This is a genomic window from Janthinobacterium sp. CG3, from assembly GCF_000344615.1.
Lineage (GTDB): Bacteria > Pseudomonadota > Gammaproteobacteria > Burkholderiales > Burkholderiaceae_D > Janthinobacterium.
The window spans coordinates 4,982,954-4,995,887 of the sequence record NZ_KB467824.1 but is presented as its reverse complement, the minus strand read 5'-3'; the positions used below and the strand labels follow the sequence as shown (position 1 = coordinate 4,995,887).

Below are 12,934 nucleotides of genomic sequence, written 5' to 3'. Positions count from 1 at the left end.
TTCATGCCCAAAGGCATTTGCAAGAACTTATTGCCAGATGCGAGGCATCTACAACACTTTCCCGCCTGAAGGTGGCGGCTTAACAACAACAGCGCCGGCGGCGCCCGCATGAAACGCAGCAACATTTTTCCGCACCGACACACGGTTGTTGACGAAACTATCGGCCGCCAGCACAATCACCCCAGCGCCTTCCAATGACTAACACGATAGCCAGCGGCGTAAACGGAAAGAACACCACCGTGACACAAGCCAAGCTTTGCAAGCCGCGCGACTGGCCGGCGCGCGTGGCCACCCTGGCCGGCGCGGCCGCGCTGGCGCTCGGCCTGTGCGCCGGCCCGGCCCAGGGCGCGCAAGTGAGCATGGCCTTCGGCGAAAAAATCCCCCCGTTCTGCCTGCCCGAGAGCAACTCGGGGATCGAACTGGAAGTCATCGGCGAAGCGCTGGCCCACCGCGGCCACGTGCTGCGGCCGAAGTACTATCCGTTCGCGCGCATCCCGCTGGCCTTCAAGAACCGCGACGTGGCCGCCGCGATGACCGACCTGGGCCAGGACATGACGGCGGAGGGCGCCTTCTACGGCGACCCCGCCGTCATCTACGACAACGTTTTCATCAGCCTCAAAGAGCGCCACCTGCAAATCCGCAAGCCGGCCGACCTACAAGGCTTGCGAGTGCTGTCGTTCGCCGGCGCCGCCAAACGCTATCCCGAGTGGCTCGGTCCGGTCGCCAAGGCCGGCCGCTACTTCGAGCAAAACGACCAGGCGCTGCAAGTGCTGACGTTGAACTATGGCCGCTACGACGTCGTCCTCAGCGACCGCAACATCTTCAAATACTTCAGCATCAAGCTGGCGCGCGAGCACGGCTTGGTGTCCGCCCCGACCACCCAGCAAAGCTTCGTCAAGGTCAACCCGATGGATTACCGGCCGGTGTTCCGCGACCGCGGCATCCGCGACGACTTCAACGCCGGACTGAAACACTTGAAGGACAGCGGCCGCTTCGAGGCGATCTACCGGAAATACCTCGGCGACGGCGCGGCGGAGTAGCGCCGGCGCGAAAAGATTGGCATAAACAGGCGAAAGGTATTACATTCCGCCAATGAGCGCTCCCCTCCACATTGCGCTGCTGGCCTTCGACGGCATGCAGATACTCGACATCACCGGGCCGGCGGCCGTGTTCGCCGCCGCCAACGACGCCTGCGGGCGCGCGTTCTACCGCGTCCACATCCTGTCGGCGCACGGCGGCGCCGTCGCCAGCAACAGCGCCGTCAGCGTGGCCAGCGCCGCGCTGGCCACGTTGGCCCCGGCCGCCGTGGACACGCTGCTGATCGCCGGCGGCGCCAGCGCCGGCCTGCGCCACATGGGCACGCAGGCGGCGGTGCGCGATTGGGTGCGCGACAGCGCGGCCACGGCGCGGCGCTACGGCTCGGTGTGCAGCGGCGCCCTGGCGCTGGGCGCGTTCGGCCTGCTCGACGGCAAGCGCGTGGCCACCCACTGGGACGATTGCGCGGCGCTGGCGCGCGACAACCCGCGCGCGCAGGTCGACCCGAACGCGCTGTACATCCAGGACGGCCGGCTGTGGACCTCGGCCGGCGTGACCACCGGCATCGACATGTGCCTGGCGCTGGTCGAGCAAGACCTCGGCAGCGCGATCAGCCACACCATCGCCGCCCGCTTCGTGCTCTACGCGCGCCGGCCCGGCTACCAGTCGCAATTTAGCCCGATGCTGCACGCCCAGGCGCGCGCCGGCGCGCAGTTCTCCGGGCTGGTCGACTGGATGAAGGACCACCTGACGGCGGCGCTGGACGTGCCCAGCCTGGCGGCCAGGGTCGCCATGTCGGAGCGCAGCTTCCACCGCAAGTTTACCGGCGCCATCGGCGCCACGCCGGCCTACTTCGTTGAAACGCTGCGGCTCGACCACGCCCGCGACCTGCTGGGCGCCCAGGTCGCGCTCAAGGAAATCGCCGCGCGCGCCGGCTTCTCGACGCCGGCCCAGCTGTCGAAGGCGTTCGAGCGCCGCTTCGGCGTGACGCCGATGCTGTTTCGCGAAATGCAGGCGGCCTGACCCATTTCCACGGCTTCGGGGACAGACCACGATTTCCGGGAAACTATTTCCTGGAAATCGTGGTCTGTCCCCGTTTACGCGAACGACGCTGGCGCGCGCAGGACCTGAAAAATTGGGGGGCTTACCCGCTGCGGAGCCTTGCTCTACAATCGTTAGCTCCGACTGTCGCCAACCGCAAGGAACTGAACCAATGAGCCAATTTTCCCACGATATCTACACCGAACCTTCCGACACCGACATCAACACCTTGAACCAGCTCGGGCCGTTGCGCGCGATGGCCGGCATCTGGGAAGGCGAGCGCGGCCTCGACATCAAACCCAAGGCCGACGGCGCGCGCAAGCAAGCCTTCGTCGAGCGCATCGAACTGCAGCCGATCGACCCGGTGACCAACGGCCCGCAACTGTTCTACGGCCTGCGCTACCAGATCCACGTGACCAAGCCGGGCCAGGTCAAGACCTACCACGAGCAGGTTGGCTACTGGCTGTGGGAGCCGGCCACCGGCACCGTGATCCAGACCCTGGCGATCCCGCGCGGGCAGATCGCCATGGCCTCCGGCAGCGCCAGCGCCGACGCCACCAGCTTCGAACTGGTGGCCTACAACGACGCCGAAAGCTACGGCATCCGCTCGAACCCCTTCCTCGAATACGCGTTCAAAACCGTCGAATACCGCATCAAAGTGACCATCAACGCCGACGGCACCTGGGGCTACGAAGAAGACACCGTGATGATGATCAAAGGCCAGGACGAACCGTTCCACCACATCGACCGCAACATCCTGGTCAAAGTCGCCGAGCCGACGCCCAACCCGCTGGCGCGCCAGGCGCAATAAGAGAAAAAACCAGCGGCGCAAACCCGGGGTCCGCCCCTGCCCCACGCCCTTGGTTTATCCACACTACAGCTTATCCAGCGGCGTCACCCTGCCCCCCTTCACCTGCGTCAGATACACCCGGTCGCTGCCCTGATGACGCTGCGCGCTGAACGCGACGGGCATGCCGCCGGCGTTCATCTGAAGCTGCTCGAGCGTGCGCAGCAGCCCGGCCCGGGTCGGCTCGCGGCCGCAGCGCCGCAAGGCCTCGACCAGGATCATCGCGTTCGCATACCCCTCCAGCGAGCCGTAATTGCGCGCGGCCGGCAACACGTCGGCGTGGTACAGCTTCACCAGCGGATCGGCGCCGTCGTCCGGCGACGGCACAACCTGGCTGATGACGACACCGTTGCCGGCGTCGCCGGCGTGCTTGATGAATTCACTGGAGCCGACGAAGGACACGGTCAGGAACCTGGTCTTGACGCCGGCCTGCCCGGCCTTCTTGACCAGCGAGGCGAGCGGCCGGTAGGTGCCGATGAAGATCACCGCCTCCGGCGCCTGGCTCTTGAGGAGCGCCAGGCCGGCCTCGATGTCGATGGTGTTGCGGCTGTAGCGCGCCTCCAACGCCACGCTCAGCCGGCGCTTGCTCAGCGCGCGCACGACGCCGGCCTTGCCGGCCTCGCCAAACTCGTCGTCCTGGATGAACAAAGCGATTTTCTTCACGCCCAGCGCGCCGGTGAGGTGCGCCACCAGCGCCTCGGTCTCGTCGAAATACGAGGCGCGGAAATTGAACACGACCGGAATGACGGGATTGCGCAGGAACTCGGCGCCGGTGAACGGGAACAGATACGGCACGCCGGCCTTCGCCGCGATCGGCACCGCCGCCGTCGACGTCGGCGTGCCGACGTAGCCGAACAGCGCGAACACCTTGTCGGTGTCGATCAGCGCGCGGGTGGCGGCGGCCGACTGCAGCGGGTCGTAGGCGTCGTCGACGCTGACCAGCGCCACGGCGCGGCCGTTGACGCCGCCGCCGGCGTTAATTTTGTCCAAGTAGGCCTTGGCGCCGGCGCGCAATTGCAGGCCGAGGCCGGCGGCCGGGCCGCTGGTGGCGTTGGCCATGCCGATCTTGATGGCGCTGGCCGACACGCCGTCCTCGGCCACGGCCGAACCCGCCCAGCCGAGCGAGCAACACACCAGCGCCAACGCCGCCAATCTCAATTTTTGCATGTCAATTCCGCCTCGCGTGAACCGGCAAAGGAACCCATACCTTGCAGAGAGTATCCGCAAGGTGGGCGCGGTTGTCAAACGTCAAGATGGCGAAAAGCCGCCGTCGACAAGACAAACCACGTTAAAAAGCGTTCCCACACCGGATCAACTGCCCCGACATATCGACTCGGCAAGCGGCCCCGCATATAATCCGCGCCTCGTCCTTTACTTCACGCCAACAATGACCACCAACGCCATGCCGCCCGACGCGCGGCCAGCCATCGTCCTGCTCCACAGCTCCATGAGTTCCCGCAACCAATGGTCCGACCTGAGCGCGCAGCTGGAAGCGAGCTTCCGCTGCATCGCCGTCGACTTGCTCGGCTACGGCAAGTCGCCGTTCCCCGACGTTGCCGACGGCGCGGCCTTCACGCTGGCGCACGAGGTCGACGCGGTCAACGCGGCCATCGCCGCCAAGCTCGCCCCAGGCGAGTCCTTCCACCTGGTCGGCCACTCCTACGGCGGCGTCACCGCACTGCGGCTGGCCCGCCAGATGCGCGAACGCGTGTTGTCGCTGGCCGTCTTCGAGCCGGTCGCCTTCCACCTGCTCGCCGCCAACGACGCGGCGCGGGTCGAGATCGAGACCGTCGTGGCCGCCATCGGCGACGCCGCCACGCCGCGCGACGCGACCCGCGTCTTTATCGACTATTGGAACCGCGCGGGCGCCTTCGATTCGCTGCCCGGCGCGCAGCAGGACAAGTTCACCGCGCAGATTGAGAAAGTCAAGCTGGACTTCCAAGCCTTGCTGGGCGAGCCGGCCACGCTGGTCGACATGGCCGGACTCGACATGCCGGCGCTGGTCATGTCCGGCCTGAACAGCCCGGCGTCGACGCGCCGCCTGGCCGAGCGGCTGGCCGCCGCGCTGCCGAACGCATCCGCCGTGCAGACCAAGGGCGGCCACATGGGGCCGATCACGCACGGCCAGGTCGTCAATGCGCTGATCGCCAGCTTCCTCGTCGGCGCCGAAGTCGTCAGCGTCTAGGGTACTCCTCCTTCCATCTTCCCTTCATGCGGGCGTAGACGTCGACATAGCGATAGTGCGACTCAACGTCCTCGGCCTGGCAGGGATTGACGGCAAGCCTGGGCGACATGATGAAGGCCAGAAAGGCGGCACGGTTGCTGACGTCGCCGTTGGCACGGATGTGCCTGAAGTCGTTGGCCATGTTGGCGTCCAGGGCGGCCCAATCCTTGTCCCGGATGGCCGCATTCCAGGCGTCGGCCTGGCGCGTCAAATCGTCGACGATCGACTTCGTCGTTTCGCCGGTCCCCATGATCGCCGCACAAGCCTGAAGCACCCATAGATGGATGTAAAGCCGGACCAGGCGGGCGACCATTTTAAGCGGGGTTCTGAGTGGCATCATAGGCCCGTGCAAGCGGCTGGGTTGGCACGAAACGACCTGCCCCGACCGCTGGCGCCTGCCGACCACTCGCGCGACGCTGCAGTATAGCGCCGCGCACCATGGCAAACATGCCGGCATCAACGTGGATCGACGGCTACTTGTTCCAGCACGAAGTTTGCGTCCCGCGCCGCCGGCCCGGCCGTCTGCGCCACCAGCCTGGACAGCGCCGAGTTTCGCCGCAGCAGGAAGGTCCGCAGCAGCGCGGCATAATCTGCGGGCGCGGCGTTGCGCACCGACTGGCGCGCCCGCAACACCCCGCGCCAGGCTTGCACCCGCGGCGCCCGCTTGAAAAACGCGAAGTCGGCGACGTCGTCGAAGACGTCGAAGTAGCGAAATATCGGGCCGAAGACCGCGTCCACCATCGACATGCGTCCTCCCGAGAAATAGCCGCCGTCGCCCAGCGCCGCCTCGACCTGCTCGAACCGCGCGCGTATCGTGGCGGCCTGGTGCGACAACGCTTCGATGTCCGGCGCCCGGTAAAAGGCGCCAATGTCGTTGAGGATGGCCGAACCGAATTCCATCCACGCGCGGTGGCGGGCGCGCTGCAAGGCGCTGTCCGGGTGCAGCCGTGGCGCGCTGGTTTCGTCCAGATACTCGCAGATCACCGACGATTCAAAGATCGCCTCTGCATCGACCAGCAATACCGGCGTCTTGCCCAACGGAGAGACCGCCAGGAACCAGTCCGGTTTGTTCGCCAGGTCGATATCGACGCGCTCGAAGGCGATGCCCTTCTCTTCCAGCACAATCGCGACGCGCTGCACGTAGGGGCACAAGCTATGGCTGATCAGCCTTGGTAACGCGTTCATGGTTGCCTGGCCGTAAATTGATGATCGGGGTGTTTCATTGCGTTTCTCCATTCAAATCGTCGTGGATTCACTATATGATTTCGAATGCGCAATGAAAATAGGCGGGGACGCACATCATGGTTGCAACGACGCAATATAGAATTGGCTACGCCGACTTGGAGGTCGTACTGGCCCTGGTACGGGCCGGCACCTTGGCGCAGGCCGGCGAGCGTCTGTCGCTGGACGCGTCGACGGTGTTTCGCACCGTACAGCGCATTGAAAAGGGGCTTGCCGAACGCCTGTTTGAACGCTCGCGCAGCGGCTACGTGCCGTCCGAGCTGGCGCGGGAACTGGCCGCCCACGCCGAGCAGATGGAGGCGCAGCTCGAAGCGGCCCGCTCGGCCGTACAAGGCAGCCCGGAGCAAGTATCCGGCACGGTGCGCATCAGCACCACCGACACGGTGCTGCACGGCCTGGTGGCGCCGGCGCTGCTGCAGTTGCAAACCAGCCATCCACTGCTGACGTATGAGCTGCACACCGGAAACGAGCTGGCCAACCTGACCCGCCGCGACGCCGACATCGCCGTGCGCGCCACCAAGCGCCCGCCGCAACATTTGGTCGGCAAACACGTCGGCCCGATCCGCGTCGCCCTGTTCGGGCCGAAGCAAGGCGGGCTGGCGAGCTTCGACGGCGACGTCGCGGCGCGCGCGCGCTGGGTGGCGCCGGACGACGCCTTGCCCGAGCATCCGTCCGTGCTCTGGCGCAAGAAGCATTTTCCCAAGGTGGCGCCGGCCTACCGGGTCAACAGCATCTTGACGGTGGCCGAACTGGTGGGGCGTGGATTGGGCATCGGCGTGCTGCCGCTGTTCCTGGCGAGTCGCCGCGGCGACCTGGTGCAACTGAGCGAGGTGCTCGACGAGTGCCAGACCGAGTTGTGGTTGCTCACGCATATGGAGTCGAAGCATCTGCGCCGGGTCGCCGCGGTGTTCAGCCACCTGTCGCAGAATCTATTGCTGGATTGACGCTGCACTGTCGGCGCAATCGGAAAACCCTTCACATTGAGCCACAACACTGCAACAGCTAGACCAGAACTCACCCGGCATCCTATTCAGGATAAGGGCTGTCCACTGGGACTGACATCTTCGCTTTAACGCGGTTCATGGCAACCAGTGTGTTGAACGACTTGACGTTGCCCGATTCGAAGAAGAGTTCGCGTGTGAGCGAGACGTATTGGTCCATCGAGCGGACCAGGAAGATCAGCACGAAGTCCCACTCGCCCGCGACGTAGTAGCACTGTTGAACCTGGGGGCAGGCGGCGAACCGGCGCTGCATTTCATCCAATAGGTCCACCCGCTCGTTTTCCACCTTGACCTCCACGATCACCGTGATGTCGTAGCCCAAGGATTTCGGGTTGAGGCAGGCAGAAAACCGCTCGATGACGCCGGCGCCCTGCAGCAGTTTGAGTCGGCGGTTCACTGCCGCGGTCGACAGATTGGCCATCTGTCCGAGCTGGCTCTGCGGCACGCGGCCATCCTCCTGAAGAGCCGCTAAGAGGACGCGATCGTAGTTATCCAATTTCATTGTAGAGAGAGGCAGATCAACCCTTGATGTGAATAATATTCAACTTTTTTCTCGAATTTTCGAAAAATTAGTCGGCGCTAAAGCATATTATTATCACACGGAAGACCCAGGAGACAAACATGGCCGCGACTAAACTTTCACTGAATGTCGAGCCGATGCTCCAGCAAATTTGCAATGGGCCGGCCTCGCTGGCCGCATCGAAGCGCGTCCAGGACTGCCTGGCCGCAGGCTGAAGCGCCGTTCGCCGACCCATGGCGGCGCCAAGCCGCGCCGGCTATTTATTCTCGATTTTCCCTCTAGGACAGCTATGTTAAACCTCAACCAGCGCGCCGTACGTGCGCCATACCCGGCTGAACTGGCCTCGATTATGAACATTGAACGTTCGCACGAGAGCCGTCAATGGTTGTCGCACTGGCCGCGGATCGCGCGCGGCGCCACCCCGCTGCACAGCCTGCCCGGTCTGGCGCAAGGACTCAACGTTGCGCAATTGAGCGTCAAAGACGAGTCGCTGCGCTCCCCGCTGGGCAGCTTCAAAGCCCTGGGCGCGCCCATCGCCCTGGTGCGCCAGATCTTGCTGTTGCACCCGCACTTCGAACCAACAAGCGTCCTGGCTGGTCGGTATGCGGACCAGCTCGCGGCGTACACCGTGATCAGCGCCACCGACGGCAACCATGGTCGCGGCTTGGCCGCCGCTGCCCGGGACGCCGGCTGTCGCTGCGTGATCGTGTTGCACGCCCACGTCAGCGAGGAACGCGAACGGGCCATCGCCGTCCATGGCGCGCGGATTGTGCGCGTCAAGGGCAATTACGACGAGTCGGTGGAAGAAGCCGCGCGCCTGGCCGGCGCCAACGGCTGGCAGGTGGTGTCCGACACATCCTATCAAGGCTACGAGACGATTCCACGCGACGTGATGCAAGGCTACGGCACCATCGCCGAAGAGATTGTTGAACAGAGCGCTGGCCGCGCCGGCGAGGCCGGGGCGTTCACCCATGTTTTCCTACAGGGCGGCGTAGGCGGCATGGCGGCCGGGTTGGCGAGCTATTTCTGGGAGTTCCAAGGCGCGCAGCGTCCGCGCTTCATCGTCGTCGAGCCGGCACAAGCGGACTGCCTGCTGCAAAGCGCGATCCAGGGCCGGGCGGCCCGGGCCACCGGCTCGGTCGATTCAGTGATGGCGGGCCTGGCGTGCGGCGCGACATCGCCGCTGGCCTGGCGCTTCCTGCAACCCTGCGTGGACGCCTTCATGACGATCGAGGACGACCAGGCGGTGCAGGCCATGCGCACGCTGGCCAGGGGCAGCGCTGGCGACATTCCCATTGTCTCCGGCGAATCCGGCGCGGCCGGGCTGGCAGCGTTGCAGCTGTTGCGATCCGATCCGGCCTGGTCCCTCCAGGTCCGGCTCGACGAGCAATCGCGCGTGCTCGTCATCAGCACCGAAGGTGCCACGGCGCCCAAGGTGTACCAGGCACTGGCCGGCGAGAGCGCCGAAGCCGTGCTCCGGCGTCAGCGGGCCTGGATTGCGGCGCGATAATTGACACCGACGGCAATCACTCACGGGAGACGCACCATGTATATCGACAACGAACTCGGCACCCAGATGGTGCGATGGCGGCACCAGCTACACCAGTTCCCCGAGACCGGCTTCAACGAGCATAAAACAGCCAACTTTATTGCCAACGCGCTTGAACTGATGGGCATGCAAGTGCACAGGGGTATCGGCGGCACGGGGCTGGTGGCCAGCCTCACGGTGGGCGAGGGCAAGGGCGTGATCGGCCTGCGCGCCGACATGGACGCCCTGGCGATGACGGAGACGGCCCAGGGCCGCCCCTACATCTCCCGGCATACCGGCTGCATGCACGGCTGCGGACACGACGGGCACATGGCCATGTTGCTGGGCGCGGCCCAGAGCCTGACGCGCACCCGCGACTTCAACGGCACGGTGCGCTTTATCTTCCAGCCCGCCGAAGAACATGGCAGGGGCGCCAACGCGATGATCGGGGACGGTCTGTTCGATCGGTTTCCAGTCGACCAGATCTATGGTGCCCACAACATCCCCGGCCTGCCAGCCGGACACATTGCCACCCGCGCGGGCGGCATCATGGCCAGCGAGGACAACTTTGTCATTCGCATCCACGGTCGGGGCGGCCATGCCGCCCGCCCCCACATGGCCATCGACCCGCTGCTGGTGGCGGCCGAGATCATCCTGGCGCTGCAAACCATAGTGGCTCGCGCGGTCGATCCGGCCGACCCGGCCGTGCTCTCCTGCACCGAGATCCACAGCGACGGCATCCGCAACGCGATCCCGGGCAACGTGGAAATCAAGGGCGATACGCGCAGCTACTCGCCGCATGTGCAAGCCCTGCTGGAGCGCCGCATGCGCGAAATCTGCCACGGCATCGCCGCGGCGCACGGTGCCAGCTGCGAGGTGGAGTACACACACGAGTTCGTTCCCACGGTGAACTGGCCGGAGTGCACCTCCGTCGCGGTGCGCGCCGCCCAAGCTGTGGTGGGAATTGATAACGTGGACGGCAATGTCGCGCCGATGATGATCTCGGAAGACTTCGGGGCTTTCCTCAAGGTGGTTCCGGGCGCGTTCGTGTTCATAGGCAACGGTATTGCAGACGCACCGGGAGGTGTGCCGCTGCACAACGCCAAGTACGACTTCAACGACGCCATCCTGCCCATCGGCGCGCGCTACTTCGCCGAGCTCGTACGGCAACGGCTTTTACCCGCTTGTTGATACCCGCTTTGCCAGTGATGTCCCGCTGACCAAAAACCTGGTATTCGTCAGCACGCACTCGACGACCTACGCAATCGACCGCCGACCGGGCGTCGCGAAGCGTTTTTCAACATGCAATGCCAGGATCGAAAGCAAGCCTACACAATAGGTTGGCGCGGCGGCCAATTGAGCGGCTCAGCCGGGACCGTCGAGGAACGCGAAGACCTTGGCGCGAAGCGCGTCATGGTCGGCCAACTCGCATTCCCACAGCGTCAACACCTTCCAGCCCAATCCGGCAAGCGCCGCGCGGTTCGCCTCGTCGCGGCGCCGGTTTCCCTCCAGCTTCAGCGTCCAAAAATCAACCCGCGACTTCGGTATGCGCGCGCCAAGCAAACAGCCCGCATGCAAATGCCAGAAGCAGCCGTGCACAAAGATGACCTTGCGCCGGCCGGCGAACACCAGATCCGGCTTCCCCGGCAGCTTCTTCCCGTGCAAACGGTAGCGGTAGCCGGCCGCGAACACCAGGCGCCGCACCAGCATTTCCGGCCCCGTGTTTTTCGAGCGGACGCACGACATGATGTCGCTCCTTGTCGCGACGTCGACCGTGTCAACCACAAGCGCCCCGCACCGCCAGCCGACCGCCTAGCCCAAAACAAAAACAATCGTCCATCCCGCCATTTCATCCACGAAAGCCGCCACGCCCGGCACCGCAATATTATGTGCCCCTCCCTTTTCGATTTCCAGCGGAATTTTTCAACTGTGCGGCAGTCCGCCCCTCGGGTCTGCCCCCTGCACTACGCCTCTGGCTTTAACGATAACTGTATATAAATACAGTATAATAAATCCTAAAATAAATTGCCACAAAACAGGCAAATGGAACTTTCCCGGCGGCGGTGCTTTATACTACTGCCTGCCTGGCGGGGCCGAGCCCGCAGCCCACCTAGCGGCCCGTTTCCCGACGGCCCGCCAACCGGTGCGCCGCCCGCACAAACACACACTACCGGAAGAAGTAAACGCTTTGAACAAGTCACGCACCCCACACCCGCCCCAGCGCCGCCGCGGCGGCACCCAAGGCCCGACGGCGCCACAGACCCCGACGGCCGACGCTAAGGGGCGGCGCCGTGAAGCTTGAATCGATTGAACTGTTCGCCGGCGCCGGCGGGCTCGCCATGGGCTTCTCCGGGCAAAACGTGGACCACCGCGCGGTGGTCGAGTGGAACAGCCACGCCTGCGAGACGCTGCGCAACAACAAGCTCAAACTGGTCGCCCCGATGAGCCACTGGCCGGACGTCACCGAGGGCGACGTCCGCCAATTCCTGTACGGCGGCCACCAGGGCCTCGACCTGGTCACCGGCGGCCCGCCCTGCCAACCCTTCTCTATGGGCGGCAAGCACGGCGGCTTCCTCGACGAGCGCGACATGTTCCCGCAGGCGATCCGCGCGGTGCGCGAGGTGCGCCCGCGCGCCTTCGTCTTCGAAAACGTCCGCGGCCTGACGCGCGCCGCGTTCGCCAACTACTTCAACTACATCCTGCTGCAACTCGAATACCCGTCGCTGCAGCCGAAGGCCAAGGAGGAATGGCTGGACCACCTGGCCCGGCTGGAAAAGCACAAGGCCAAGGGCGGCAAGCGCGAGTACCGCGTCGTGTCCAAGCTGGTCAACGCCGCCAACTTCGGCGTGCCGCAAAAACGCATGCGCGTGTTCATCGTCGGCTTCCGCGAAGACCTCGGCCTGGACTGGGTATTCCCGGAGGAAACGCACAGCCACGACGCGCTGCTGCTGTCGCAGTGGGGCAATGGCGAATACTGGGCGCGCCACCGCGTGGCGGCGAAAAACCGCCCGGCCAAGCCGGACGGCCTGGAGCGCAAGCTCGCCATCCTGGCCGACGCCGACCCGGACGCCTTGGCGCTGCCGTGGGAAACCGTGCGCGACGCCATCTCCGACCTGCCGGACCCGGAAAAGCACCCGGGCAAGGAACTGGTGCAGGCGCACCGCTTCCAGCCGGGCGCGCGCTCGTACGCGGGGCACACCGGCAGCCCGCTCGACGAGCCGGCCAAGGCGCTGAAGGCGGGCGACCACGGCGTGCCCGGCGGCGAAAACATGCTGCGCCGGCACGACGGCTCGGTGCGCTACTTCACGGTGCGGGAATCGGCGCGCATCCAGACCTTCCCGGACAGCTTCATCTTCGAGGGGGGGTGGTCGGAGACCATGCGCCAGCTGGGCAACGCCGTGCCGGTGAAACTGGCGGCGGTCGTCGCCAACGGGGTGTGCAAAATGTTGCGGAAGGGATAGCAACGAAACGGGACGCGGGCAGGCGCAGGATTCGG

Annotated in this window: 13 protein-coding genes; 8 read left to right on the top strand and 5 right to left on the bottom strand. The window is 65.2% G+C overall.

Going from position 1 to position 12,934, the window contains the following annotated elements:
* Positions 1 to 194: 194 nt before the first annotated feature.
* The 3 genes from JANGC3_RS0122145 (at position 195) to JANGC3_RS0122135 (ending at position 2,887) form a co-directional block, all read left to right on the top strand.
* The gene (locus JANGC3_RS0122145; RefSeq protein ID WP_017878676.1) at positions 195 to 1,040 is read left to right on the top strand and encodes a substrate-binding periplasmic protein; all 846 of its coding nucleotides are present in this window, start codon (positions 195 to 197) and stop codon (positions 1,038 to 1,040) included.
* A gap of 52 nt (positions 1,041 to 1,092) precedes the next feature.
* Entirely contained in the window at positions 1,093 to 2,058 is a 966-nt protein-coding gene (locus JANGC3_RS0122140) for a GlxA family transcriptional regulator (RefSeq protein ID WP_017878675.1), read from the top strand.
* 190 nt (positions 2,059 to 2,248) lie between these two features.
* Complete coding sequence (locus tag JANGC3_RS0122135) at positions 2,249 to 2,887, top strand: FABP family protein (protein ID WP_017878674.1); 639 nt, start codon at positions 2,249 to 2,251, stop codon at positions 2,885 to 2,887.
* 63 nt (positions 2,888 to 2,950) lie between these two features.
* Here the strand turns inward: JANGC3_RS0122135 and JANGC3_RS0122130 are convergent, their stop codons facing one another.
* The gene (locus JANGC3_RS0122130; protein ID WP_017878673.1) at positions 2,951 to 4,090 is read right to left on the bottom strand and encodes an ABC transporter substrate-binding protein; all 1,140 of its coding nucleotides are present in this window, start codon (positions 4,088 to 4,090) and stop codon (positions 2,951 to 2,953) included.
* Between the two features lie 220 nt (positions 4,091 to 4,310).
* Here JANGC3_RS0122130 and JANGC3_RS0122125 point away from each other — a divergent pair, with 220 nt between their 5' ends.
* A complete protein-coding gene (locus tag JANGC3_RS0122125; protein WP_017878672.1) occupies positions 4,311 to 5,108 on the top strand; it encodes an alpha/beta fold hydrolase in 798 nt (265 codons plus the stop codon).
* Here JANGC3_RS0122125 and JANGC3_RS0122120 read toward each other — a convergent pair.
* Both JANGC3_RS0122120 and JANGC3_RS0122115 read right to left on the bottom strand, forming a co-directional pair.
* Entirely contained in the window at positions 5,098 to 5,487 is a 390-nt protein-coding gene (locus JANGC3_RS0122120) for a nuclear transport factor 2 family protein (protein WP_157406821.1), read from the bottom strand. The two genes, JANGC3_RS0122125 and JANGC3_RS0122120, sit on opposite strands and share 11 nt — an antisense overlap.
* A gap of 116 nt (positions 5,488 to 5,603) precedes the next feature.
* Entirely contained in the window at positions 5,604 to 6,332 is a 729-nt protein-coding gene (locus JANGC3_RS0122115) for a glutathione S-transferase family protein (protein ID WP_017878670.1), read from the bottom strand.
* Between the two features lie 116 nt (positions 6,333 to 6,448).
* Between JANGC3_RS0122115 and JANGC3_RS0122110 the strand changes: the two genes are divergently transcribed.
* Positions 6,449 to 7,333: a LysR family transcriptional regulator gene (locus JANGC3_RS0122110; RefSeq protein ID WP_026133341.1), complete on the top strand. Its 885-nt coding sequence runs from the start codon at positions 6,449 to 6,451 to the stop codon at positions 7,331 to 7,333.
* A gap of 82 nt (positions 7,334 to 7,415) precedes the next feature.
* On the opposite strand, the gene JANGC3_RS0122105 is transcribed toward JANGC3_RS0122110, so the two are convergent.
* On the bottom strand, positions 7,416 to 7,892 hold the full coding sequence (locus tag JANGC3_RS0122105) for an Lrp/AsnC family transcriptional regulator (RefSeq protein ID WP_017878668.1): 477 nt from the start codon (positions 7,890 to 7,892) through the stop codon (positions 7,416 to 7,418).
* Between the two features lie 307 nt (positions 7,893 to 8,199).
* On the opposite strand from JANGC3_RS0122105, the gene JANGC3_RS0122095 reads away from it, so the two are divergent.
* On the top strand, positions 8,200 to 9,420 hold the full coding sequence (locus tag JANGC3_RS0122095; protein WP_026133340.1) for a diaminopropionate ammonia-lyase: 1,221 nt from the start codon (positions 8,200 to 8,202) through the stop codon (positions 9,418 to 9,420).
* Between the two features lie 36 nt (positions 9,421 to 9,456).
* On the top strand, positions 9,457 to 10,629 hold the full coding sequence (locus JANGC3_RS0122090) for a M20 aminoacylase family protein (RefSeq protein ID WP_017878665.1): 1,173 nt from the start codon (positions 9,457 to 9,459) through the stop codon (positions 10,627 to 10,629).
* Between the two features lie 174 nt (positions 10,630 to 10,803).
* On the opposite strand, the gene JANGC3_RS0122085 is transcribed toward JANGC3_RS0122090, so the two are convergent.
* Positions 10,804 to 11,223, bottom strand: coding sequence for a very short patch repair endonuclease (locus JANGC3_RS0122085; protein ID WP_017878664.1), 420 nt, complete (start codon positions 11,221 to 11,223; stop codon positions 10,804 to 10,806).
* 506 nt (positions 11,224 to 11,729) lie between these two features.
* Between JANGC3_RS0122085 and JANGC3_RS0122080 the strand changes: the two genes are divergently transcribed.
* Positions 11,730 to 12,899, top strand: coding sequence for a DNA cytosine methyltransferase (locus JANGC3_RS0122080; RefSeq protein ID WP_035787898.1), 1,170 nt, complete (start codon positions 11,730 to 11,732; stop codon positions 12,897 to 12,899).
* Positions 12,900 to 12,934 lie beyond the last annotated feature (35 nt).

Bases quoted from the DNA above. Each gene is read 5' to 3' on its own strand.
- JANGC3_RS0122095 (WP_026133340.1), top strand. From the start codon at position 8,200: ATGTTAAACCTCAACCAGCGCGCCGTACGTGCGCCATACCCGGCTGAA.
- JANGC3_RS0122125 (WP_017878672.1), top strand. From the start codon at position 4,311: ATGACCACCAACGCCATGCCGCCCGACGCGCGGCCAGCCATCGTCCTG.
- JANGC3_RS0122140 (WP_017878675.1), top strand. From the start codon at position 1,093: ATGAGCGCTCCCCTCCACATTGCGCTGCTGGCCTTCGACGGCATGCAG.
- JANGC3_RS0122135 (WP_017878674.1), top strand. From the start codon at position 2,249: ATGAGCCAATTTTCCCACGATATCTACACCGAACCTTCCGACACCGAC.
- JANGC3_RS0122145 (WP_017878676.1), top strand. From the start codon at position 195: ATGACTAACACGATAGCCAGCGGCGTAAACGGAAAGAACACCACCGTG.
- JANGC3_RS0122120 (WP_157406821.1), bottom strand. From the start codon at position 5,487: ATGATGCCACTCAGAACCCCGCTTAAAATGGTCGCCCGCCTGGTCCGG.
- JANGC3_RS0122105 (WP_017878668.1), bottom strand. From the start codon at position 7,892: ATGAAATTGGATAACTACGATCGCGTCCTCTTAGCGGCTCTTCAGGAG.
- JANGC3_RS0122115 (WP_017878670.1), bottom strand. From the start codon at position 6,332: ATGAACGCGTTACCAAGGCTGATCAGCCATAGCTTGTGCCCCTACGTG.
- JANGC3_RS0122090 (WP_017878665.1), top strand. From the start codon at position 9,457: ATGTATATCGACAACGAACTCGGCACCCAGATGGTGCGATGGCGGCAC.
- JANGC3_RS0122130 (WP_017878673.1), bottom strand. From the start codon at position 4,090: ATGCAAAAATTGAGATTGGCGGCGTTGGCGCTGGTGTGTTGCTCGCTC.
- JANGC3_RS0122110 (WP_026133341.1), top strand. From the start codon at position 6,449: ATGGTTGCAACGACGCAATATAGAATTGGCTACGCCGACTTGGAGGTC.